This is a genomic window from Streptomonospora litoralis, from assembly GCF_004323735.1.
GTDB classification, from domain to species: domain Bacteria; phylum Actinomycetota; class Actinomycetes; order Streptosporangiales; family Streptosporangiaceae; genus Streptomonospora; species Streptomonospora litoralis.
The window spans coordinates 1639712-1662938 of sequence record NZ_CP036455.1 but is presented as its reverse complement, the minus strand read 5'-3'; the positions used below and the strand labels follow the sequence as shown (position 1 = coordinate 1662938).

At 72.8% G+C, this 23227-nt stretch carries 20 protein-coding genes; 12 read left to right on the top strand and 8 right to left on the bottom strand.

Annotated features, from left to right (window positions below):
* Positions 1-41: 41 nt before the first annotated feature.
* Positions 42-2432 (bottom strand): phosphoketolase family protein, encoded by a 2391-nt coding sequence (locus EKD16_RS07005; protein WP_131097635.1) that lies wholly within the window; start codon positions 2430-2432, stop codon positions 42-44.
* A 214-nt stretch (positions 2433-2646) separates the two neighbouring features.
* Here EKD16_RS07005 and EKD16_RS07000 point away from each other — a divergent pair, with 214 nt between their 5' ends.
* Positions 2647-3219 carry a hypothetical protein gene (locus tag EKD16_RS07000; protein ID WP_131097634.1) on the top strand — a complete coding sequence of 191 codons (573 nt, stop codon included), beginning with the start codon at positions 2647-2649 and terminating at the stop codon, positions 3217-3219.
* 24 nt (positions 3220-3243) lie between these two features.
* Here the strand turns inward: EKD16_RS07000 and EKD16_RS06995 are convergent, their stop codons facing one another.
* Positions 3244-3825, bottom strand: coding sequence for an Lrp/AsnC family transcriptional regulator (locus tag EKD16_RS06995; protein WP_242677275.1), 582 nt, complete (start codon positions 3823-3825; stop codon positions 3244-3246).
* Positions 3826-4024: 199 nt separating this feature from the next.
* On the opposite strand from EKD16_RS06995, the gene EKD16_RS06990 reads away from it, so the two are divergent.
* The 11 genes from EKD16_RS06990 (at position 4025) to EKD16_RS06940 (ending at position 15922) form a co-directional block, all read left to right on the top strand.
* Positions 4025-4384: a hypothetical protein gene (locus tag EKD16_RS06990; protein WP_131097633.1), complete on the top strand. Its 360-nt coding sequence runs from the start codon at positions 4025-4027 to the stop codon at positions 4382-4384.
* Positions 4385-4706: 322 nt separating this feature from the next.
* Positions 4707-5741 carry a thiamine pyrophosphate-dependent dehydrogenase E1 component subunit alpha gene (locus EKD16_RS06985; RefSeq protein ID WP_131097632.1) on the top strand — a complete coding sequence of 345 codons (1035 nt, stop codon included), beginning with the start codon at positions 4707-4709 and terminating at the stop codon, positions 5739-5741.
* Complete coding sequence (locus tag EKD16_RS06980) at positions 5738-6766, top strand: alpha-ketoacid dehydrogenase subunit beta (protein WP_131097631.1); 1029 nt, start codon at positions 5738-5740, stop codon at positions 6764-6766. Before EKD16_RS06985 ends, EKD16_RS06980 begins: the two co-directional genes overlap by 4 nt.
* Before the next feature lie 17 nt (positions 6767-6783).
* Positions 6784-7125, top strand: a complete 342-nt coding sequence (locus tag EKD16_RS06975) for a biotin/lipoyl-containing protein (RefSeq protein WP_131102164.1) — start codon at positions 6784-6786, stop codon at positions 7123-7125.
* A gap of 42 nt (positions 7126-7167) precedes the next feature.
* Positions 7168-7911, top strand: a complete 744-nt coding sequence (locus tag EKD16_RS06970) for an alpha/beta fold hydrolase (protein ID WP_131097630.1) — start codon at positions 7168-7170, stop codon at positions 7909-7911.
* Between the two features lie 287 nt (positions 7912-8198).
* Entirely contained in the window at positions 8199-9275 is a 1077-nt protein-coding gene (locus tag EKD16_RS06965) for a BMP family lipoprotein (protein ID WP_131097629.1), read from the top strand.
* Between the two features lie 170 nt (positions 9276-9445).
* Positions 9446-11014 (top strand): ABC transporter ATP-binding protein, encoded by a 1569-nt coding sequence (locus EKD16_RS06960; RefSeq protein WP_131097628.1) that lies wholly within the window; start codon positions 9446-9448, stop codon positions 11012-11014.
* Positions 11011-12447, top strand: a complete 1437-nt coding sequence (locus tag EKD16_RS06955; protein WP_131097627.1) for an ABC transporter permease — start codon at positions 11011-11013, stop codon at positions 12445-12447. Before EKD16_RS06960 ends, EKD16_RS06955 begins: the two co-directional genes overlap by 4 nt.
* Complete coding sequence (locus EKD16_RS06950; RefSeq protein ID WP_131097626.1) at positions 12444-13919, top strand: ABC transporter permease; 1476 nt, start codon at positions 12444-12446, stop codon at positions 13917-13919. Before EKD16_RS06955 ends, EKD16_RS06950 begins: the two co-directional genes overlap by 4 nt.
* 172 nt (positions 13920-14091) lie before the next feature.
* Positions 14092-14562 carry a cytidine deaminase gene (locus EKD16_RS06945; RefSeq protein ID WP_131097625.1) on the top strand — a complete coding sequence of 157 codons (471 nt, stop codon included), beginning with the start codon at positions 14092-14094 and terminating at the stop codon, positions 14560-14562.
* Positions 14563-14650: 88 nt separating this feature from the next.
* A complete protein-coding gene (locus EKD16_RS06940; RefSeq protein WP_131097624.1) occupies positions 14651-15922 on the top strand; it encodes a thymidine phosphorylase in 1272 nt (423 codons plus the stop codon).
* A gap of 194 nt (positions 15923-16116) precedes the next feature.
* Here the strand turns inward: EKD16_RS06940 and EKD16_RS06935 are convergent, their stop codons facing one another.
* From EKD16_RS06935 to deoC, 6 genes are all read right to left on the bottom strand, one after another.
* Complete coding sequence (locus tag EKD16_RS06935; protein WP_131097623.1) at positions 16117-17814, bottom strand: phospho-sugar mutase; 1698 nt, start codon at positions 17812-17814, stop codon at positions 16117-16119.
* Positions 17815-17917: 103 nt separating this feature from the next.
* Entirely contained in the window at positions 17918-18748 is an 831-nt protein-coding gene (locus EKD16_RS06930) for a purine-nucleoside phosphorylase (RefSeq protein WP_131097622.1), read from the bottom strand.
* Positions 18749-18869: 121 nt separating this feature from the next.
* Positions 18870-19421 carry a GNAT family N-acetyltransferase gene (locus tag EKD16_RS06925; RefSeq protein ID WP_131097621.1) on the bottom strand — a complete coding sequence of 184 codons (552 nt, stop codon included), beginning with the start codon at positions 19419-19421 and terminating at the stop codon, positions 18870-18872.
* Positions 19422-19489: 68 nt separating this feature from the next.
* Entirely contained in the window at positions 19490-20341 is an 852-nt protein-coding gene (locus EKD16_RS06920; protein ID WP_131102162.1) for an aldehyde dehydrogenase family protein, read from the bottom strand.
* Positions 20342-20579: 238 nt separating this feature from the next.
* A complete protein-coding gene (locus EKD16_RS06915) occupies positions 20580-22037 on the bottom strand; it encodes an aldehyde dehydrogenase family protein (protein ID WP_242677273.1) in 1458 nt (485 codons plus the stop codon).
* Between the two features lie 11 nt (positions 22038-22048).
* A complete protein-coding gene (deoC, locus tag EKD16_RS06910; protein ID WP_131097620.1) occupies positions 22049-23005 on the bottom strand; it encodes a deoxyribose-phosphate aldolase in 957 nt (318 codons plus the stop codon).
* Positions 23006-23227: the final 222 nt, after the last annotated feature.

Below are 23227 nucleotides of genomic sequence, written 5' to 3'. Positions count from 1 at the left end.
CGGCGCGGACGCGGCGCCCTAAGCGGCGCCGGCGGCCGCTGTCACGACGACCAGGTCCAGTCCCGGATGTCGGGCGCGTCGTCGCCGTACTCGCGGGTGTGGGCGCGGCAGCGCAGCCGCTCGTTCTGCATCCGCTGGCGCAGGTGCGCGGCGCTGACGCCCAGTCCCGGCATGTTGTCGATGACGTCGCAGACCAGGTGGAAGCGGTCGAGGTCGTTGAGCATCACCATGTCGAAGGGCGTGGTGGTGGTGCCTTCCTCCTTGTAGCCGCGCACGTGCAGGTTGCCGTGCCCGTTGCGGCGGTAAGTCAGCCGGTGGATCAGCCACGGGTAGCCGTGGAAGGCGAAGATGATCGGCTTGTCGGTGGTGAAGATCGCGTCGAACGCCTTCTGGCTCAGCCCGTGCGGATGCTCCTCCTCCGGCTGCAGCCGCATCAGGTCGACCACGTTGACCACGCGCACCCGCAAATCGGGCAGGTGTTCGCGGAGCAGCTTGGCGGCGGCCAGCGTCTCGACCGTGGGGACGTCGCCGGCGCAGGCCAGCACGACGTCGGGTTCGACGCCGGCGTCGGTGCTCGCCCACTCCCAGATGCCCAGGCCGTGCGTGCAGTGGGCGATGGCGTCTTCCATCGACATGTAGTTCAAGGTCGGCTGCTTGCCGGCGATGACCACGTTGACGTAGTCGCGCGAGCGCAAGCAGTGTTCGGCCGTCGACAGCAGCGTGTTGGCGTCCGGCGGCAGGTACACCCGGATGATCTCGGGCTTCTTGTTGACCACGTGGTCGATGAAGCCCGGGTCCTGGTGGCTGAAACCGTTGTGGTCCTGGCGCCACACATGCGAGCTGAGCAGGTAGTTCAGTGAGGCGATCGGGCGGCGCCAGGGCAGGTCCCGGGTGACCTTGAGCCACTTGGCGTGCTGGTTGAACATCGAGTCGACGATGTGGATGAACGCCTCGTAGCTGTTGAACAGGCCGTGCCGCCCGGTGAGCAGGTAGCCCTCCAGCCAGCCTTGGCAGAGGTGCTCGCTGAGCGTCTCCATGACACGGCCGTCGGGCGCGAGGTTGCGGTCGGTGGGCAGCGTGGCCATGTTCCAGGCGCGGCCGGTCTCCTCGAAAACGGCGTCGAGCCGGTTGGACGCCGTCTCGTCGGGGCCCACGATGCGGAAGGTGCGCGGGTTGGCTCTGACGACGTCGCGCAGGAATCCGCCGAGCACCCGGGTGGCCTCGGACCGCACCGCGCCGGGTGCGGGTACCTCGACCGCGTGTTCGCGGAAGTCGGGCATCGTGAGGTCCTTGAGCAGCAGCCCGCCGTTGGCGTGCGGGTTGCCGCTGATGCGCCGCTCGATGTCGTCCGGCACGACCGCGGTGCTCTCGGCGACGGGCGCGCCGTCGGCGTCGAAGAGCTCCTCGGGCCGGTAGGAGCGCATCCACTCCTCCAACTGGCGCAGGTGGTCGGGGTCGGTGCGCACGGCGGCCAGCGGCACCTGGTGGGAGCGCCAGGTGTTCTCGACCGGCTGGCCGTCGACTTCGGCCGGGCCGGTCCAGCCCTTGGGGGTGCGCAGCACGACCATCGGCCAGCGCACGCCGCCGCGGGCGGCTCCGCGGCCGGCGCCCTCCTTGATCTCGGCGATCTCGTCGAGCACGCGGTCGAAGGTGGCGGCCATCGTCCGGTGCATTTCAGCGGGGTCGTCGCCGGCGACGATGTGGGGCCGGTAGCCGAAACCCTCCAGCATGGAGACCAGGTCGCTCTCCGGCATGCGGGCCAGCATGGTGGGCCCGGCGATCTTGTAGCCGTTCAGGTGCAGGATGGGGAGCACCGTGCCGTCACGGCGGGGGTCGGTGAAGTGGTGAGCGGTCCAGCTGCCGGCCAGCGGCCCGGTCTCGGCTTCGCCGTCGCCGACGACCGCGGCGACCACCAGGTCGGGATTGTCGAAGGCGGCGCCGTAGGCGTGGGACAGCGAATAACCCAGCTCGCCGCCCTCGTGGATGGAGCCCGGAGTCTCGGGGGCTACGTGGCTCGGCACGCCGCCGGGGAAGGAGAACTGCCGGAACAGCTTGCGCATGCCCGCGGCGTCCTGGGTGACCTCCGGGTAGACGTCGGTGTAGGTGCCGTCGAGCCAGGAGGTGGCCACCGCCGACGGCCCGCCGTGGCCGGGTCCCACGATCCACATCATGTCGGTGCCGCGGCGCTTCACCTGGCGGGAGAGGTGGGCGTAGACGAAGTTCAGTCCGGGCACGGTGCCCCAGTGGCCCAGTAGTCGCGGCTTGATGTGCTCGGCCTGCAGCGGCTCGCGCAGCAGCGGGTTGTCCAGCAGGTAGATCTGGCCGATCGAGAGGTAGTTGGCCGCTCGGAAGTAGAGGTCGGCCTGGCGCAGTCCGGCGTCGCCGAGCGCCCGCCCGGCGGCCGTATCGGCTCGTTCCGTGGTGTCCGTCATCGTCGATCCCCCTGTGCCGCGTTTCGGGTCGGCGGAGTCGTTGGCGCGGCCCCCGTCCGCTTCCCGCGTCCGCGTTTGTCTCACCTACCCGCGGCGGCGCTGCTAAGTCGGGCCGGAGGTCATGTTCGGTTCATGCCCGCCGGCGGACGAAACGCTTGCGCCGTTCCGGCGCGGCTCCCACCGCCGAAGTCCGGCCCGACGTAGGTTGACCTCGATGAACACGCCATCGAACAGGGACGACGAATCCGGCGGCCCGGGGCGCGAACCCGAGCGGGACCGCCCCGACGCCGAAGCGCATGAGCCGGACAGCGCGGCGGCAGGGGCCACGCGCAGGGAACGCGCGCAGCAGGAGGGCGACCCGCTGGAGGCAGCCGAGAGCGATGACGAGCGGCCGCTGGAGGCCGAGGAGCCCCGCACCTCCGGCGCCGCTACGCGGTCCCAGTTGGGATTGCTCAACGGAGTGTTCGTCGCGGAGACCTTCGCCGTCACCGCGGTGATCACGATCGCGGCGGCACTGGTGGGGCCGCGGCTGGTGCAGATGCTCTCCAGCGTGACCGCCCAGGACCAGGTCTCGGCCGTGGCCGGGATGATCCTCGGAGACGCCGTGGTCGCGCTGCTGGGCGTGGTGCTGGGCCTGGTGGCGCTGTGGCTGGCCGGGGAGTCCGGCCGCCCGTGGACGCGCTGGACCGCGGGGGCGACCGTGCTGATCGGCCTGGCGTTCCTGGTGGTCTCGCTGGTGGCCTTCCTGCTCGTGCCGCCCCCGACGCCGACTGCGCCGCCGATGTAGGTTCCGGGCGCGCCGGGGCCGGTCTCAGTCGGCGGGCTTCACCACCGGCCGGTGGACCACCTCGTCGATGACGGTCAGCGTCTGGGTGGAGGTGACGCCGGGCAGCGCCTGGAGGCGGGTGAGGATCAGGTCGCGCAACTGGTCGGTGTCGGCGACGCGCACCAGCAGCACGATGTCGGCCGAGCCCACGACGTACCAGCAGTACTCGATCTCGGGGTAGGAGGACAGCACCTCGCGGTTGGCCCGCCAGTCGGGCTGGCTGCCCGAGATCAGCACGAGCGCGGTGACGCCCAGCCCCATTCGGGCGTGGTCGGCGACCACGGAGTAGCCGCGGATGACGCCGTCGTCGGTGAGCCGCTTGATGCGGTTGTAGGCGGTCGCCCGCGACACGTTGGCCATGGCCGCGATCTCGGTGATGCCGGTGCGGGCGTCGTCGGCCAGCGCGCCGATGATGACCTCGTCGGTGGCGTCGGGCAGCCGCGAGTCGCGCCGCTTGGGCCGCGGCCCGTCCTCCCCCGCGGCGGCGGCCCGCAGGGGCCTGCTTCGTTCGGGCTCCGCGGTCTCCGGTGCGCGCCCGTGTTCCTGCCGTTGCCGGCCGTCGGCCATTCCCCTACTCCTGGGATGTCGGTCGGGCGACGGCCGGGCGGGCGACCATCGACGTGCGGTCATTGCGGTCAATTATCGGGAGCCGGGCGGCGCTTCCGCCACCCGCGCCGCGGATTCGGCCTTCGGCGGCGGGCGGGGGCGCTTCTACCATGGTGCCAGGACGCGCGGCGCACACGTGCGGTGACCGCAAGGAGGCACGATGCCCATCTCCCCCCGTATCCGCGAGCGAGCGCGCGGCTTCCTTCCGGCCGGAGCCGAGATCCGCTACATCTTCCCCGCCTCGTGGAACGAGTCGCAGTTCTTCGTCTTCGTGGTGACCGAAGCGACGGTGACCGTCCTGGTGAACCGGTTCTGGAGCCGCACCCGCCCGAAGGGCATCTGGCACGTCTTTCCCCGGGGTGTGCGCATCGGCCCGGTCGAGACCCACCTGATCCCGGCGTTCCACCTCGGTGGCCACACCTTCGAGGTCGACGACGAGTACGTCTCGGTGATCAACGCCTGCGACGCCGAACTGGAGGGCAGGGCTTCGCTGCCGCCCGACCCGCTGCCCGACCTCTGAGTGCCGCGGGGCGGCCGGGCCGCAGCCGCGACGGACCCGGCGCCACCCGCTCGCGACGGCGCCCCGCGCAGAGGCGCACGGCGCGGTGCACCGGGTTCGAACCACTGTCGGCGACGTCAACGGACACCACTCCCCCGAGGCCACCCATGATCACTTGAGTTAGACGATTGCGGACCATTTAACCACTATCGTCCTCTGTTGTATGCAGTTTGCGCGAATCTCTAGCGCATCTGTCGATCCTCGGCACACAATCGAACTGTGGATGCGGCGGGCACCGCGCCACCGTTTTCGACCGCCGAACCGCCGCCGAGGAGACGCCCCCATGCCGACCCGCGAGCCGCCAGAGGCCCGGCAGGGCACAGGCCCCGCCCTGCCCGCCGAGCAGGCGCGCCGGATGTACCGCACCATGCTCACCGCGCGCCTGCTCGACACCGAGGCCGTGGCGCTGCAGCGCCAGGGCGTCTTTCCCGCCTACGTCTCGCTGCGCGGCCAGGAGGCCGCCCAGGTCGGCAGCGCAGCGGCCATGGACCCCGACCGCGACTTCGCCTTCCCCACCTACCGCGAGATGGCGGTCGCGCTGACACTGGGCGTCGACATGGTCGGCTACATGGCCAGCCACCGCGCCCTGTGGCACGGCGGCCTCTACGACCCCATGGCTTCGCGCTTCGCCCCCGTCAACGCGGTCGTGGGCGGGCCCGTACCGCACGCCGTGGGTTGGGCTTTGGGCGAGAAGCTGGCCGGGCGCGGCGGCTGCGCGATCTCCTACTTCGGCGACGGCGCCAGCTCCGAGGGCGACGTGCACGAGGCCATGAACCTCGCCGGCGTCATGGGCGCACCCGTGGTGTTCGTCTGCCAGAACAACCGCTGGGCGCTGTCGGTGCCCAACGAAGGCCAGATCGCCGGCGGGTCGGTGGCCGCCCGCGCCGCCGGCTACGGCATGCCCGGCGCGGCCGTCGACGGCGACGACGCCGCGGCCGTCTACACCGCCGTGCGCGAGGCTCTGGAACGCGCCCGCTCCGGCGGCGGCCCCAGCCTCGTCGAGGCACTGACCTACCGGGCGGCGCCGCATTCCACCTCCGACGACACCTCCCGCTACCGCGATCCCGCGGAGGAGCGGGCCTGGGCCGCACGCGACCCGCTGCCGCGGGCCCGCGCCGCGCTGGAGGCCGCCGGACACGCCGACGCCGCGTTCTTCGAGCGGGCCGAAGCCGAGGGCCGCGCCGAGGCCGAGCGCATCCGCGACGCGGTCGGCGCCGCCGCGGAACCGTCCGGCTCGGACCTGTTCACGCACGTCTTCGCCGAACCCACCGAGGAGTTGGCCCGCCAGCGGCGGGTCTGGCAGGAGGAGGTCGGATGAGCCCGACTGCGACCGGCGCGCCCGGGACCGCCGAGGCGCCCGCGCACGCGTCCACACTGCGCGAGGCGCTGAACCGCGCGCTGGACGAGGCGTTGACCGAGGACCCCGCGGTCCTGGTCTTCGGTGAGGACGTGGGCCGGCTGGGCGGCGTCTTCCGCGTGACCGACGGCCTGCAGCGGCGCCACGGCGAGCACCGCGTCTTCGACACTCCGCTGGCGGAGTCGGGCATCGTCGGCATGGCCGTGGGCCTGGCCATGAACGGCTGGCGCCCCGTGCCCGAGCTGCAGTTCGACGGGTTCGCGTATCCCGCCCTGGACCAGATCGTCAATCAGGTGGCGCGGATGCGCTACCGCTCGCGCGGCACCGCCCCCATGCCCGTCACGCTGCGGGTACCCAGCTTCGGCGGCATCCAGGCGCCGGAGCACCACGGCGAGAGCCTGGAGGCGCTGTTCGCCCACGTGCCCGGCCTGAAGGTGGCCGCGCCCAGCGAGGCGGCCGACGCCTACAGCCTGCTGCTGCAGTCGGTGCGCTCCGACGACCCCGTGGTGTTCATGGAGCCCAAGGCGCGCTACTGGGACCGCCGCCCCGCGCCTGAGGACGGCGATGCGCCTGCGGAGCTGCCGGTGGGCGCGAGCCGCGTGGTGCGGCCGGGTCGGCACGCCACCCTGGTGGCCTGGGGGGCGATGGTGCAGCGCTGCCTTCAGGCCGCCGAGTTCGCCGCCGAGGACGGCGTGGAGCTGGAGGTGCTGGACCTGCGCTGGCTCAAGCCCCTCGACGCCGAAGGGCTGGTGGAGTCGGTGCGGCGCACCCGGCGCGCGGTGGTGGTGCACGAGGCGCCGCTGACGGCGGGACTGGGCGGCGAGGTCGGCGCGCTGATCACGGAGGGGGCGTTCTCCCGGCTCGCCGCACCCGTGCAGCGGGTGACCGGATTCGACGTGCCCTATCCGGCCGGACCGCTGGAGCCGCAGTACCTGCCCACCGTCGACCGCATCCTGTACGCGGTGCAGCGGACGTTCGGCGCTTGAGAGGATTCGACGAGGACATGGCGCAGCAGAACGAGAAGACGTTCCACCTGCCGGACCTGGGCGAGGGCCTGGTCGAGGCCACGGTGCTGGAGTGGCTGGCGGGCCCGGGCGAGCGGGTCGAACGCAACGGGCCGCTCGTCGAGGTCGAGACCACCAAGTCCGCGGCGGAGATCCCCTCGCCGCACGCCGGGGTGGTCCGCAGGCTGCACGCCGAGGAGGGCGACGTGGTGGAGGTCGGCGCGCCGCTGGTGACCTTCGAGGTGGAGGCCGAGGAGGACGGCGCCGGGATCGTGGGCACGGTCCCCGCCGGCGAGCCGCCCCGCCGCCGGGTCCGGCTCACACCGCCCGAGGACGACTGAGGGCCGCTCCACGCTGGCCATTCGACGGGAAACGGGACCGCCATGACCGAATACACCCTGCCCGCGCAGGTGCCGCTGCGCTACAGTGCCCCCGACCCCGCTGCCGCGGGCGTACCGGTGCTGCTGGTGCACGGTTTCGGCTCCGACTTCGAACTGAACTGGGTGCGCACCGGCTGGACCCGCGCGCTCGCCGAACTCCCGGTGTTCGGCTGCGACCTGAGGGGCCACGGCGGCAGCGGAAAGCCGCACGACCCCGCCGCCTACACCCCGGCTCGGTTCACCGCCGACCTGCTGGGGCTGCTGGACGCGCTGGAGATCGAGCGGGTCGACGTCGTGGGCTACTCGCTGGGCGCGCGCCTCGCCTGGGAGACGGCGCTGGCCCGTCCCGACCGGGTGCGCCGCGGCGTGCTGGCCGGATTCGGGCCGCGCGACGCGTTCGCCGGCACCGATTCGGACGACCTGGACGCCGACGAGTCCCCCTTCGGCGCTGTCTACCGCGCCGCCGCACAGCTGCCGGGGGGCGACCCGGCGGCGCTGGCGGCCTGCGCGCGCGGGCAGGCCGCCCACCCTTTCAGCCCCGAGCCGGCCCCCGAGGTGCCGATGCTGCTGATGGCCGGTGAACGCGACGGCCTGGCCGCCGGCATGGAGGACCTCGCCCGGCAGGTGGGCGGTACCGCCCTGCGCGCGCCGGGCCGCGACCACCGCACGGCCGTCTCGGCGCAGCGCCTGAAGAAGAGCGCTGTGGAATTCCTCACCGCCGAGCCCGCCGCGCTTTCGCGAAACTGAGGAACGGCGGGCGGCACGGCGCGCCGGTCACCCCTTCGCTACTCAACGACACGGCCGGACTTGGGCGAGAATTGCCCTTGCGCGGGCGGCGGCGACCTGGTGAGACGAGCGATCCGCCCAGCGGCGGAACGGCGAATCGGTAACGTCCGTTTCGCTCTGCTCTCGCCTTTATAACAACCGTTCCCGGTGGATTGGTGACATTTCCCGGAACGGCTATCGTCCGGCAGCAGAACCCGGCGAGCCCACCCACAAGCGTGGGCCGCTTCAGGGCTGAAGGGGAGTGAAGATTGAACAAGCGTGCCGCCAAGCTCGCCGCCGCCACAGCGGCAGGCGTGCTTACCCTGGCCTTGACGGCCTGTGACAACCCCCAGGGCGGGAACGCCGGCGGGGGCGACGGCGAAGGCGGAGGAGGCGACGACGGGATCCGCGTCGGCCTCGCCTACGACGTCGGCGGCCGAGGGGACAAGTCGTTCAACGACTCGGCCTACCGCGGGCTCCAGCGCGTCGAGGAAGAGCTGGGGATCAGCGGGGACGACATCCAGGACTTCGAGCCCAGCGAGGGCGAGTCGGACGTCGACAAAGAAGAACGTCTGAAGAACATGGCCGACCAGGGCTTCGACGTGATCATCGGGGTGGGCTTCGCCTACACGCAGCCGATGATCAACGTCGCGAGCAACGAGGCCTACTCCGACGTCAACTTCGCCATCGTCGACTCGGAGATCACCGACCAGGACAACGTCACCAGCCTCGTCTTCACCGAGGAGCAGGCGTCCTACCTGGTGGGCGCGGCGGCCGCGCTCAAGACGGAGGAGGACCACATCGGCTTCGTCGGCGGCGTGGAGACACCGCTGATCAAGAAGTTCGAGGCCGGTTACATCGCCGGGGCGCAGAAGATCAACCCCGACATCGAGATCGAGACCTCCTACCTCACCCAGCCGCCGGACATGAGCGGTTTCTCCGACCCGGCGACCGGCCGATCCACCGCCGAAGGCCAGCTCGACCAGGGCGCCGACGTCATTTACCACGCGGCCGGAGCCTCGGGCAACGGCGTGCTGGAGGCCGTGGCCGCAGCGGATCAGCTGTTCATCGGTGTGGACAGCGACCAGTACAAGACCGCGCCCGAGGACCAGAAGCAGTATGTGCTCACCTCGGCGATCAAGCGCGTGGACACCGCGGTGTTCGAGTTCGTGCAGTCGGCGCAGCAGGGCGACGTCGAATCGGGCATCCGGCGCTTCGACCTGGCCAGCGGCGGTGTCGGCTACTCCAAGTCCAACGAGGAGCTGATCTCCGACATCGAGGGGCAGCTCGACGAGCTGAAGCAGCAGATCATCGACGGCGAGATCGAGGTCCCGACCGAGCCGTAGCCGGGTGCGGCCCGCGCAGGCGGGCCCAGCCCCGGCGCGGTCGCCGCGGTACCGGGGCCGGGGAGAGTGCCCCGGCCCCGGTACCGCGGTCCGCCCTCCCCCAGCTCCGCCGCCGGCGGACCGGCGCCGCCGGTGCCGGGAACCGGCGGCCCCACGTATCGAGGAGTCGGATGAGCAGCGCACCATCCGGCGGCGGGGAGGCACCTCCCGCCGTCGAGCTGCGCGGGATCACCAAGAGGTTCCCGGGGGTCGTGGCCAACCACGACATCGACATCGCGGTGCGGCCCGGTACCGTCCACGCCATCGTGGGCGAGAACGGGGCCGGCAAGTCCACCCTGATGAAGACGCTTTACGGCATGCACCGACAGGACGAGGGCACCATCGCGGTCAAGGGTGCCACGGTGCGGCTGAACTCCCCCTCCGACGCCATCAAGCACGGCATCGGCATGGTGCACCAGCACTTCATGCTCGCCGACAACCTCACCGTGCTGGAGAACGTCGTGCTGGGCGCCGAGGGCCGCGTCGGCATCGGCCGCAACGCGCGGGCGCGGATCACCTCGCTCTCCGAGCAGTACGGGCTGGGTGTCGAACCCGACCGGCTGATGGAGGAGCTGGGCGTGGGCCAGCGCCAGCGCGTGGAGATCCTCAAAGTCCTCTACCGGGGCGCCGATATCGTCATCCTGGACGAGCCGACCGCGGTGCTGGTGCCCCAGGAGGTCGACGAGCTGTTCGACAACCTGCGCGAGCTCAAGCGGGAGGGCCTGACGGTCATCTTCATCTCGCACAAGCTCGACGAGGTGCTGTCGGTCGCCGACACCATCACCGTGATCCGCCGCGGCACCACCGTGGCCACCGTCGATCCCGCCGCCACCAGCGCCCGGGAACTGGCCACGCTGATGGTCGGCGGCGAACTGCCCGTGCCCGAACTGCGCGAGTCCACGGTGACCGACCGCCCGATGCTGGAGATCAGCGGCCTGCGGGTGAGCGAGCCCGGCGGACGCCCGGTGGTCGACGACGTGTCCCTGACCATGCGCGAGGGCGAGATCGTCGGTATCGCGGGCGTGGAGGGCAACGGCCAGTCCGAGCTGATCGAGGCCGTAATGGGTATGCGCCCCGTCCAGCAGGGCACCGTCCGCCTGGACGGGCGCGACATCACCGGCTGGGGCACCCTGGACATCCGCGAGGCCGGGGTCGGCTACATCCCCGAGGACCGCACCCGCCACGGCGTGCTGCTGGAGTCGTCGCTGTGGGAGAACCGCATCCTCGGCCACCAGGGGGAGGCGCCCAACGCCCGGGGCATCTGGATCGACCGGGCGGGCGCGCGCGCCGACACCGAGCGGATCGTGGCCGACTACGACGTGCGCACGCCCGGTATCGACGTGATCGCCGAGGCGCTGAGCGGCGGCAACCAGCAGAAGCTGATCGTCGGCCGGGAGATGCGCGGCCGACCCAAGGTACTCGTGGCCGCCCACCCCACGCGCGGGGTCGACGTGGGCGCGCAGGCGGCGATCTGGGAGCATCTGCGCCGGGCGCGCGGCGAAGGGCTGGCGGTGCTGCTGGTTTCGGCCGATCTGGATGAGCTGATCGGCATGTCCGACACGCTGCACGTCATCCTGCGCGGCCGGCTGGTGGCCGAGGCGGACCCGATGACGGTGACCCCTGAGGAGCTCGGCGCGGCGATGACCGGCGCCGGGCTGGACAGCCGGACCGGCACGGGCGAAGGCGAGGACGGCGCATGAGGACCTCCATCCCCATCTGGGCGGCGGTGGCCCTCGCAGCCGTTCTGGGCGCGGGTGTGACCGCCGCGGCCGACCGGGGCCTGCTGGCTCCCGCGGCGGCCGCGATCGGCGTCGCGCTGGCGTTCGCGCTGGTCGTGGCGCTCACCCGGCCCACCACCGAGGACGCCGACACCCGCCTGCACCGGCTGCTGGTGACGCCGATCGCGCTGCTGCTGTCGGTGACCGCGGGCCTGCTCGGCGGCGGGATCATCGACTGGTGGCTGATCGAGCCGGTGGCCTACCCGCTCGGCGCCCTGATCGGCTCGGCGGCCGCCTTCCTGCTCTACCGGCGGCTGGCCACCACGCTGGCGCTGTCGTTCGGCGCGGTGGTGGCCGCGGGGGCGCTGGCTCTGGCGGTGACCGCGCTGGTGCTGCGGGTCAGCGGTGTGCAGCCCTTCCACGCCTTCGGCCGGATGCTGGAGTTCGGGCTGCAGCCCGACAGTCTGGTGCTCGTCGTCAACTCCGGCACCACGTTCTACCTCTCCGCCGTGGCGGTGGCGATCGGCTTCAAGATGAAGCTGTTCAACATCGGCGTGGACGGCCAGTACCGACTGGCGGCGCTGCTGGCGGCGGCGGTGGGCGGCGCCTGGGTGCTGCCGCCGGTCATCCACCAGATCGTCATCATCGCGGTGGCGGTGGCCGTCGGCGGCTTCTGGGCCGGGATCGCCGGCTACCTGAAGGTGGCCCGCGGGGTCTCCGAGGTGATCTCCACGATCATGCTGAACTCGGTTGCCACCGGCATCACCGCCTACCTGCTCAACACCGACCGGCTGGCGGTGCAGATCAGCACGAACAACATCGGCACCCGCGAGATCGCCGAAACGGGCTGGGTGCCGGGCATCCCCGCCGGGTTCATGGGCGCCGACCGCGAGATTTTCGGCCTGGTGCTGCTGGCGATGGCGGTCGGTGTCGGCTACTGGCTGATGCTCAACCGCACCCGGTTCGGTTTCGACCTGCGCGCCACCGGCCAGTCCCCGACGGCGGCGCGGGCCAGCGGGATCGACATCAAGCGCATGGTGCTGCTGTCGATGGTGATCTCGGGGATGGTCGCCGGGCTGGTCGGCGTACCGCAGCTGCTCGGCCAGTCGCACTACTACGCGCTGGACTTCCCCACCGGGCTGGGCTTCACCGGCATCGCCATCGCCCTGCTGGGGCGCAACCACCCCGTCGGCATCGCGTTCGCCGCGCTGTTCTGGGCCTTTCTGGACCAGTCCAGCCAGATCCTGGATTTCGAAGGCATTCCCAAGGAGATCGCCGTGGTCACCCAGGCCACCATCGTGCTGACCGTGGTCGTGGTGTACGAGGTGGTGCACCGCTGGGGTCTGCGCTACCAGCAGCAGCAGGTCGGCCGGGAGCTGGCCCGCGGCGAGCGTGAGGAGGCGGCGGCGTCATGAGCCAGGATCTGAGCGTCTCCCCGGCATCCGCCGCCCCGGCCGGGCGGCAGCGCGGCGCCCGCTCGCGGTGGCGCTTCGTCAGCATCGCGGTCGCGGCGTTCGTGGCCCTGGCCGGTGTGCGGGCCATCACCGGCCAGCCGATGCTGACCAGCGCCGGCACCATCCAGGCGACACTGGCGTTCGCCGTGCCCATCGGCCTCGCCGGGCTCGGCGGCCTGTGGGCCGAGCGCGCCGGGATCATCAACATCGGCCTCGAAGGCATGATGGTGCTGGGCACCTGGTTCGGCGCGTACTTCGCGTGGAGCTTCGAGAGCCCGTGGGCGGGGCTGCTCGCCGGGGTGCTGGGCGGCATGGCCGGCGGGCTGATCCATGCGGTGGCGACCGTGACCTTCGGCGTCGACCACATCGTCTCGGGCGTGGCGATCAACATCCTCGCGGTAGGCGCGATGCGCTACCTGTCCCTGCTGTTCTTCCAGGGCGCACCGGGGGGCGGTGCGGCGCAGTCGCCGCAGCTTCCGGAGTTCCCGCGGATCGGGCTGCCGTTCGTGGCGGACGCGCTGGCGCCGGCCCGGGAGTCGGGGATCTTCCTGGTGGCCGACACCGCTTCGCTGATCGTCGGTACCACGACGGGGATGTCGGTGGTGACGCTGCTGGCGATCCTGCTGGCGCCGCTGACGTTCCTGGTGCTGTGGCACACCCCGTTCGGGCTGCGGCTGCGGTCGTGCGGGGAGAACCCCGACGCCGCGGAGTCGCTGGGCGTGCCCGTCTACACCTACAAGTTCACCGCGGTCGTGCTCTCCGGCGGCTTCGCGGGCATGGGCGGAGTCTTCCTCGCGATGGTGGCCTCCTCCGTCTACCAGGAGGGCCAGACCGGCGGGCGGGGCTACATCGGACTGGCGGCGATGATCTTCGGCAACTGGCGACCGGGCGGGCTGGCCATGGGCGCCGGGCTGTTCGGATTCACCGACGCGCTGCAGGTACGCGGCGGCGGAGGCGCGGTGCATGCGCTGCTGCTGCTGATCGCCGCGGCGCTGCTGGTCGCCGCCGTGCTGATGCTGGCCGCGGCTCTCCGGCGCACGCGGGGAACGAGCGCCTTCACCGCCACGGCGGGCCTCTGCGCGGTGTTCGCGGGCGGCGCGGCCGTGGCCGCCCTCGGCGGCGCGGTCGCGGTCACCGGCGGTGCCGCCTGGTGGTGGGCCGTCACCGCGCTCGGGGCGGCCGCGGCTGCGGCCGCCGCCCTCCAGACGGTGCGCACCTGGCCGGAGGCGGCCGGGAGCCTCCCGGCCTCCGCGCTGGTCGCGGCACCCGCCGGAGTCGTCGTGCTGCTGTGGTACCTGGGCACCGACTCGCTGCCGGGCCAACTGGTCACCTACAGCCCGCACATCGCCACCCTGCTCGTGCTGGCCCTGGCATCCCAGCGCCTCCGCCCGCCGGCGAACGTGGGCCGCCAGTGGCGCCGGGGACACGCGTGAGCGCCCGGCGCCGGGCGGGCGGCCGCATCGGCGGCACCCGGCCCGTCTCCTGCGAGATGCGGGGTCCGCAGCGGCGCAGACGGCTCGCGGGAGGCAGCTGCGCCCGTCTCCCGGAACCGTTCCGCGGGCGGTTTCCGCGGCGCTGCCGGCACTGCTCGGACGGGGGCGCGGCGTGACCGGGCATGCGGGCGCCGAGCGGGACGGCGTCGACTGGGCGGCGCTGCGGGCACAGGCCGCGCGCGCCATGGAGCGCGCGTACGCGCCTTACTCCGGCTTCCCCGTCGGGGCGGCCGCGCTGGTCGACGACGGACGCACGGTCGTGGGCTGCAACGTGGAGAACGCGTCCTACGGCCTCGCTCTGTGCGCCGAGTGCGGCCTGGTGTCGGCCCTGCACGCCACCGGCGGCGGCCGCCTGCGCGCGTTCGCCTGCGTCGACCGCGCCGGCTCCGCGCTGATGCCGTGCGGTCGCTGCCGCCAACTCCTCTACGAGCACGGCGGGCCGGCGCTGCTGGTGGACACCCCCGAGGGGATACGCACCCTGGATGCGCTGCTTCCGCAGGCGTTCGGCCCGCGCGATCTGGACCCGGGTGAGCCGCAGGCCGGCGGCGAGCCGGGCCGCGGGTGGGGACCCCCTATTCCATGATGCCGCAGTCGGCCCGGCGGCGCCGCCGCCGGCGCCGGGTTGTGCACGACGGAGCACGCTCGCCTACCACCGCCGACAGGAGGATCAGATGGAGGCCATCGACGTCATCACCGCCAAACGCGACGGCGGCGAGCTCACCCGGGACCAGATCAGGTGGGTCGTCGACGCCTACACGCGCGGCGAAGTCGCCGAGGAGCAGATGGCGGCGCTGAGCATGGCCGTGGTGTGGCGGGGCATGACGCGCGCCGAGGTGAGCGAGTGGACGCGGGCCATGCTGGACTCCGGGCAGCGGCTGGACTTCACCGGGCTGGCCCGGCCGACCACCGATAAGCACTCCACCGGCGGCGTCGGCGACAAGATCACCCTGCCGCTGACACCGACCGTCGCCGCCTGCGGTGCCGCGGTGCCGCAGCTGTCGGGGCGCGGCCTGGGGCACACCGGCGGAACCCTGGACAAGCTGGAGTCCGTCCCCGGCTGGCGTGCCGACCTCACCCCGGAGCAGATGCTGGAGCAGCTCGTCACCGCGGGCTGCGCCGTGTGCGCCGCCGGGCCGGATCTGGCACCCGCCGACCGCAAGCTCTACGCACTGCGCGACGTGACCGGCACGGTGGAGTCGATTCCGCTGATCGCCGCGTCGATCATGTCCAAGAAGCTCGCCGAGGGCACCTCCTCGCTGGTGCTGGACGTCAAGGTCGGCTCGGGGGCGTTCATGAAGGACGCCGCCTCCGCCCGGGAGCTCGCCGAGACCATGGTGGCCATCGGCACCGACCACGGGGTACGCACGCGTGCGCTGCTCACCGCGATGGACACCCCGCTGGGCCGCCGTGTCGGCAACGCCCTGGAGGTGGCCGAGGCCGTCGAGGTGCTCTCCGGCGGGGGCCCCGACGACGTGGTGGAGCTGACGGTCGAACTGGCGCGGGAGATGCTGCGGGCAGCCGGTCTCAGCGGCGGTACCGACCCGGCCGACGCGCTGCGCGACGGCTCGGCGATGGAGTCCTGGCGGCGGATGGTCGCGGCACAGGGCGGAGACCCCGACGCCGCGCTGCCGGTGGCCGCAGAGCAGCGCGACATCCTCTCCCCCGCGACCGGGACGCTCACCCGCCTCGACGCCTACGCGGTGGGCTTCGCGGCGTGGCGCCTCGGTGCGGGCCGCGCCCGCAAGGAGGACGCGGTCTCGCCGGGCGCCGGTGTCGAACTGCACGCCAAGCCGGGCGAGCCGGTCCGCGCCGGGCGTCCGCTGTTCACCCTGCACACCGACGACCCGGCACGGTTCGACCGAGCGGCCGAGGTGCTCGCCGACTCTTTCTCCCTCGACGGACCGGAGCGGCGCCTACCGCTCGTCGTCGACCGGATCGGGTAGGAGGCAACCGAGCGGGTCCGGTTTCCGCGCGGGCCACCCGCACCCGGCCGATCAGCAAGGCCGCCCAGCGGACCGTTGTTGCCCGCGACCTCGAAGGTCCGGCCACCAGCTCGCTACCGCGCTGTCCGCGACCCCCGACAACCGTGTCCGCTTCGTTCTGCCCGCGCTCTCAAGCGCGGGGCGCGTACTCGCCGCTACGCGGACGTCTGCGGAAACAGCGCCTCCACCTCGCGGGCCAGTTCCGCCAGCTGGGCCTCCGCGGCGGCGCGGACGTCGGCGACGTCGTCCTCCACCGGCAGCACGACCTCCAGGTACGCCTTCAGCTTGGGTTCGGTCCCCGACGGGCGCAGGGTGAGGCGGCCGCCCGCGGGGCCGTCCGCTTCCGCCGCGCTCTCAGGGCCGACCAGGAGGTAGCGCAGCGCGTCGGTCGCGGGCAGGTCGGCGTGTCCCGCGGAGAAGTCCTCGACCGCCTCCACCCGCAGGGCGCCGAATGCGCGCGGCGGCTCGGCGCGCAGCCGCTCCATGGTCGCCGGGATGGCGGCGAGGTCGCTCACACGCACCGACACCTGGCGCGTGGCGTGCAGGCCGTAGCGGCGTGCCTGGTCGTCCAGCAGGTCGAGCAGGGTACGTCCCTCGCGCTTGGCCTCGGCCGCGAGCGCCGACACCGCCAGCGCCGCTCCGATGCCGTCCTTGTCGGCCACCGGCCGCCCCGCGTCGCCGCCCAGGCAGTAGCCCAGCGCCTCCTCGTAGGCGAATACGCACCGCTCGCCGGGCCCGGCGGCGCGCGCCAGCCACTTGAAGCCCGTCAGCGTCTCGGCGCAGCGCACCCCGTGCGCGGCGGCGATCTTGGGCAGCAGCCCGGCGGAGACGATGGTGGTCGCCACCATCCGGTCGGCCCCGCTGGTGCGGCCCAGCACGTACTCGGCGAGCAGTCCGCCCACCTGGTCGCCGGTGAGCAGCCCGTGGCCGGGTACGGCCACCGCCAGTCGGTCGGCGTCGGGGTCGTTGGCCAGGATGATGTCGGTGCCCTCGTCGCGCCCGGTCGCCAGCGCCAGATCCATGGCGCCGGGCTCCTCGGGGTTGGGGAATTGGACCGTGGGGAAATCGGGATCGGGCCGGTTCTGCTCGGTCACCGTGCGCGGCGGCGGGAATCCCGCCCAGGAGAACGCGGCGGCCAGAATCCGGCCGCCGACGCCGTGCAGCGGGGTGTAGGTGGTGGTGATGTCGCGGTCGGTGCCCAGCGGCAGTCTGCACACGGCGGCGAGGTAGCGCTCGACGGTCTCCTCGCCCAGCAGGTGCCAGTCCTGCGACAGCGGCAGCCGGTCGACCGGTCCGGCCGCCGCGATGGCGGCGGAGATGTCGGTGTCGGCGGGCGGAACGATCTGGCTGCCCGCGTCGTCACCGGTTCCGGCGGTTGCGGTGCCTGTGAAGACCTTGTAGCCGTTGTCCTCGGGCGGGTTGTGGCTGGCGGTGACCATGATCCCGGCGTCGGCGCCCAGGTCGCGTACCGCGAACGCCAGCACCGGCGTGGGCAGGGCACGGGGCAGCAGCAGCGCGGTGCAGCCGGCCCCGGCCAGCACGGCGGCGGAGTCGCGGGCGAAGTCGGCGGAGCGGTGGCGCGCGTCGTAGCCGATGACCACGGTGCCGCCGGCGCCGGTCCAGTGGGCCACGCCCGCGGCGGCGCGCATGACCGTCACCCGGTTCATCCGGTTGGGACCGGCGCCCAGCCTGCCCCGCAGCCCGGCGGTACCGAACTCCAGGCGCGCGCCGAACCGGTCGGCCAAGGCGGCGTCGTCACCGGAGTCGAGCAGGGCGGCCAACTCCTCGCGGGTCACCGGATCGGGGTCCTGGTCGAGCCACGCCTGCGCGAGCGTGCGATAGGAGTCGGCCATCGGTCGCGCCGTCCCTTTCGTCTCGTCTGGTCCCCCGGTTCCGTCGTCTGCTCTACCCGGCCCCGCCGCGTGCGCCCCTTCCGCGGCGCCGGTGCCCGTGTCGCTACGCGCCGGCGCCGGCCCCCTGGGAGGGCGCGTCGAGGCGCTCGACCACGGAGGCCAGCAACGCGCCGACGTCGGTCGCGGAGTCCCTACCGGCGGCCAGGACCTCTTCGTGGTCCAGGGGCTGGCCCGACAGGCCCGCGGCGATGTTGGTCACCAGGGACAGGCCCAGTACCGAGGCGCCGGCCTCGCGTGCGGCGATCGCCTCCAGAGCCGTGGACATGCCCACCAGGTCGGCGCCCATGGCGCGCAGCATGCGGATCTCTGCGGGAGTCTCGAAGTGCGGACCGGGCATGGCCGCGTATACGCCCTCGGGCAGCGACGGGTCGACCTCCTTGGCGATCGCGCGCAGCACCGCCGAGTAGGTGTCGGTGAGATCGACGAAGGTGGCGCCGCGCAGTGGCGACTGGCCGGTGAGGTTGATGTGGTCGGCGATGAGGACCGGCGATCCCACGCCCAGGTCGGGATCGAGCGATCCGGCCGCGTTGGTGAGGATCACGGTGGAGGCGCCCGCGGCGACGGCCGTGCGGACGCCGTGGGCGACCGGATCGGCGCCGTGCCCTTCGTAGAGGTGGGTGCGGCCGAGGAAGACGAGCAGGTCGCGGTCTCCGCTGCGCACGCTGCGGACGGTGCCGCTGTGCCCTTCGACGGCCGGCGGCAGAAATCCCGTCAGCTCGCTGGTCGGCAGCTCGGTCCCGCCGGCACCGAGTGTGTCGGCGGCGGGCGCCCACCCCGATCCCATGACCAGGGCGACGTCGTAGGAGTCGACGCCGGTACGGGAGCGCAGCTCTTCGGCCGCCTTCGTGGCGGTGGTGTGCGGATCGGTGGTCACTGGGGCTTACCTCCAGGGTCATGGCTGTCGCGGTCGGGCCCGCGCAGTGATCTTGGCGCGCGCTCCCCCGCCCTGGCAACGGCGAACCGCCGGTATACGGCAGACCGTCCGCTGCACCCGCTCACGCCACCTCCTTGCGCAGCACCGTCTGCTGTCCGGCGGTTGCGCTGGTCAGGCGCGTTCCCGTGGGGAGGAAGCCGCCGGCGCGGTAGGCGCGCACGGCGGCCCGGTTGGCCTCGCCGACGATGACGAACGCCGCGTCGGCGTGCGGGTGCACGCTGCGTACGAGGGGGGCGAGGGCGGCGCATGCCGCGCGCCCGATACCGCGCCCCTGGTGTTCCGGGGCGAGGTAGAAGGCACGCAGCAGGACGGCACGCGCTGTGTCTGCGGCGATGCCGGACAGCTCGGCCAGGGCGCCGCCCCGGTCGATGATGCCGTACCCGGCGGGTTGCGCATCCACCAGTACCGCGAAGGGAGTGCGGTCGGGGTCGGCGTCGGCGCGGGGCAGGGTCTCGACCGCCTCGGTGACGAGGCCGCGCTGGCCGGGCGCCACACGCAGCCGCAGGACGGCCGTGCGCAGGCGCTCGACCTGCGGGCCGGGCCGGTCGAGGCGCACCAGGTCGACCGCGGAGCGCAGTGCCGCGGCACCCGTGTCTTCGGCCAAGCCGATCACCTCCCTCTGCTCCGGGTCGGCGCCGGGGCGCGCTGTCGTCTCGACGCGTTGGTCCGGGGCCCGAGGTCTCAGGTCCCGACGGGGTGCCAGACCGTCTTCGTCTCCAGAAAGGGGGTCATCCGCGCGGTGCCCGGGGTGGCGAGCCAGTCCTCGCGGCCGGCGGGGCGCAGAACCCGCTTGAGGGTGTCGGCGGCGCTGCGTTCCAGCTCTGCGGCGGAATCGGGGCCGGCGCCGGTGAGGTCGAGTCCGTCGACGTCGGCGTGGGATGCCAGGTGCGGTGCCAGGTCGGCCGCCTTGCCGGTGAGGATGTTGACGACGCCGCCGGGGAGGTCGGAGACGGCCAGCGCCTCGGCGAGGGTGACGGCGGGCAGGGGCGCGCGCTCACTGGCGAGCACGACGGCGGTGTTGCCCGTGGCGATCACCGGGGCGACGACCGACACCAGCCCCAGCAGCGGACCCATGGGCGGAGCGAGGACGGCCACAACGCCGGCGGGCTCGGGCTTGGACAGGTTGAAGTAGGGGCCCGAGACCGGGTTGGCAGCGCCGAGGACCTGGGCGATCTTGTCGGGCCACCCGGCGTAGTAGACCCACCGGTCGATCGCCGCGGAGACCAGCTCGTCGGCCTTCTCGGCGCCGATGCCGTCGGCCTCGGCGATCTCGGCGGCGAACTGGGCGCGGCGGCCCTCCATCACCTCGGCGATGCGGTAAAGAATCTGGCCGCGGTTGTAGGCGGTGCGGCCGGACCAGCCGGAGAACGCCTTGCGCGCGGCCACCACGGCGTCGCGGGCGTCCTTTCGCGAGGCGAGCGCGGCGTTGGCGAGGTGGCCGCCGTCGGATGCGGTCACGGGGTAGCACCTGCCTGACTCGGAGCGGGGAAAGGCTCCGCCCACGTAGAGCTTGTAGGTCTTGCGCACCGGGATGCGCCCGGCGGCGGGTGCGCCGAGGGGGACGTCGGCGCCCGCCCGGGCGGCGCCGGCGGGTGCTGTCGGCCGGGTGGCCTCGGCGCCCTCGACCGGTTCGGCGAGCTCGGCCGGCTCGGCGTGTACTTCGGGGCGGGCCGACGCACCGCCGGGCTCGCGGCCGGCGGACTCGGGCCGCCCGTCGGCGGCGCCGGGCCCGTCGGTCTGTGCGCCCGGGGCGGAGGCGGGTTCGGGGTGTTCAGGCGGCGTGGACAAGGTATGCCTCCAGTCCGTGGCGGCCGCCCTCCCGGCCGTAGCCGGACTCCTTGTACCCGCCGAAGGGGCTGGCCGGGTCGAGCTTGTTGAACGTGTTGGACCAGACGACGCCCGCGCGCAGCTGCTCGGCGGTCCACAGCATGCGCGAACCCTTCTCGGTCCACACCCCCGCCGAAAGCCCGTAGGGGGTGTTGTTGGCCTTGGCCACCGCTTCGTCGGGGGTGCGGAACGTCAGCACCGAGAGGACGGGGCCGAAGATCTCCTCGCGGGCGATGCGGTGGGCCTGGGTGACACCGGTGAACACGGTGGGGGCGAACCAGTAGCCGCGCTCGGGCAGCGGGCACTGCGGCGACCAGCTCTGGGCGCCCTCCTCGGCCCCCGCTCGGTACAGCTCGCGGATGCGCTCCAGCTGCTCGGCGGAGTTGATGGCGCCGATGTCGGTGTTCTTGTCCAGCGGGTCGCCCAACCGCAGCCGCTCGATGCGGGCGCGCAGCCGGGCCAGCACCTCCTCGGCGACCGACTCCTGCACCAGCAGCCGGGATCCGGCGCAGCACACGTGGCCCTGGTTGAAGAAGATTCCGGAGACGATGCCTTCGACGGCCTGGTCCAGTGCCGCGTCGTCGTAGACGATGTTGGCGCCCTTGCCGCCCAACTCCAGGGTGAGGCGCTTGCCGGTGCCCGCCACCGAGCGCGCGATCTCGCGGCCGACGGCGGTGGATCCGGTGAAGGCGACCTTGTCGGCGCCGGGGTGGCCTACCAGGGTCCGCCCGGTCTCGCCGGCGCCGGTGACGATGTTGACGACGCCGGGCGGGAGATCGGCCTCCTGGCAGATCTCGGCGAAGACCAGCGCCGTCAGCGGGGTGGTCTCGGCGGGCTTGAGCACCACGGTGTTGCCGGCGGCCAGCGCGGGCGCGATCTTCCACGCCAGCATCAGCAGCGGGAAGTTCCACGGGATGACTTGGGCGGCCACGCCGACCGGGCGCGGCGCGGGACCCAGTCCCGCGTGGTCGAGCTTGTCGGCCCAGCCCGCGTGGTAGAAGAAGTGCGCGGCGGCCAGCGGAAGGTCGACGTCGCGGGTCTCTTTGACGGGCTTGCCGTTGTCCAGGGTCTCCAGCACGGCGAGTTCGCGGGAGCGCTCCTGGAGAATGCGGGCGATCCGGAACAGGTACTTGCCCCGTTCGGCGCCCGGCATCGCCCCCCATGCGCCTTCGAACGCGCGCCGGGCCGCTGCGATCGCGCGGTCCACGTCGGTCTCGCCGGCGACCGAGACGTGGGCCAGGTGCTCCTCGTCGGCGGGGTTGGCCGTAGCCATGTGCTCGCCGGACTTGGCGGGCACGAACCCGCCGTCGATGAACAGTTCGTAGGAAGGGCGCAGCCGCACCGCGGAGCGCGACTCCGGGGCGGGCGCGTACTCGAGGATCCGCTCGGCCTGTTCTGCCACTGGTCGGCCTCTCAGTCCAGGGTGTAGTAGTCGGGGCCGGAGTAGGTGCCCGTGGAGAGCCGGGTCCGCTGCATGAGCAGGTCGTTGAGCAGGCTGGACGCGCCGAGGCGGAAGTAGGCGGGGTCCAGCCAGCCGTCTCCGGCGACCTCGTTCACCAGGACCAGGTACTTCATGGCGTCCTTGGCGGTGCGGATACCGCCGGCGGGCTTGACGCCGACGCGGTGGCCGGTGGCGGCGTGGTGGTCGCGCACCGCCTCCAGCATGACCAGGGTGACGGGGAGCGTCGCGGCGGGCGCCACCTTGCCCGTGGAGGTCTTGATGAAGTCGGCTCCGGCGAGGATGGCCAGCCACGAGGCGCGGCGGACGTTGTCGTAGGTGGCGAGTTCGCCGGTCTCCAGGATCACCTTGAGGTGGGCGGCGCCGCAGGCCTGTTTGACCGCGGTGATCTCGTCGTAAACGGCGCGGTAGTCGCCAGCGAGGAACGCGCCCCGGTCGATGACCATGTCGATCTCGGCTGCGCCGTCGGCGACCGCGCGGCGGGTGTCGGCGAGTTTGGCCTCCAGTGGCGCCCGGCCCGCGGGGAACGCGGTGGCGACCGAGGCCACGCCGACTCCGGAGCCGGTCAGCGTCTCGGCGGCCGCGGCGACGAGGTCGGAGTAGACGCACACGGCGGCGACCGGGGGCACAGTCGGGTCGGTCGGGTCGGGGCGCACGGCCTTGGCCGAGAGCGCCCGGACCTTGCCGGGAGTGTCGGCGCCCTCCAGGGTGGTGAGGTCGATCATGCTGATCGCGAGGTCGATCGCCCGCGCCTTGGCGGTGGTCTTGATGGAGCGGGTGGAGAGGTCTGCCGCGCGCGCCTGCGCGCCGACCTCGTCGACGCCGGGCAGGCCGTGCAGCAGCGCCCGCAACGAAGTGTTCGACAACTCCGCCGCCGGATCGGGCGGAAGGGCGGTTTCGGGCACTGGCACCTCACGGATGTCGCTGGTCGCGGATGTCGCACCGGGGGCTTGTGGCACCGGGTGCAACGCCCCCCATAGTGCCACGCCACCACCCGGCGGCGGCGCCCGGCAAGAGCGCTTGTGGACGAGTGGTCGGAGCGGCGCGCCGCGTCCGGCGCCCTGAGACGACCGCGGAATCGCGGCACGACAGCGCGGGGGCTCCGGGGGAACCTCTTATTTCAAGTCAAGCGC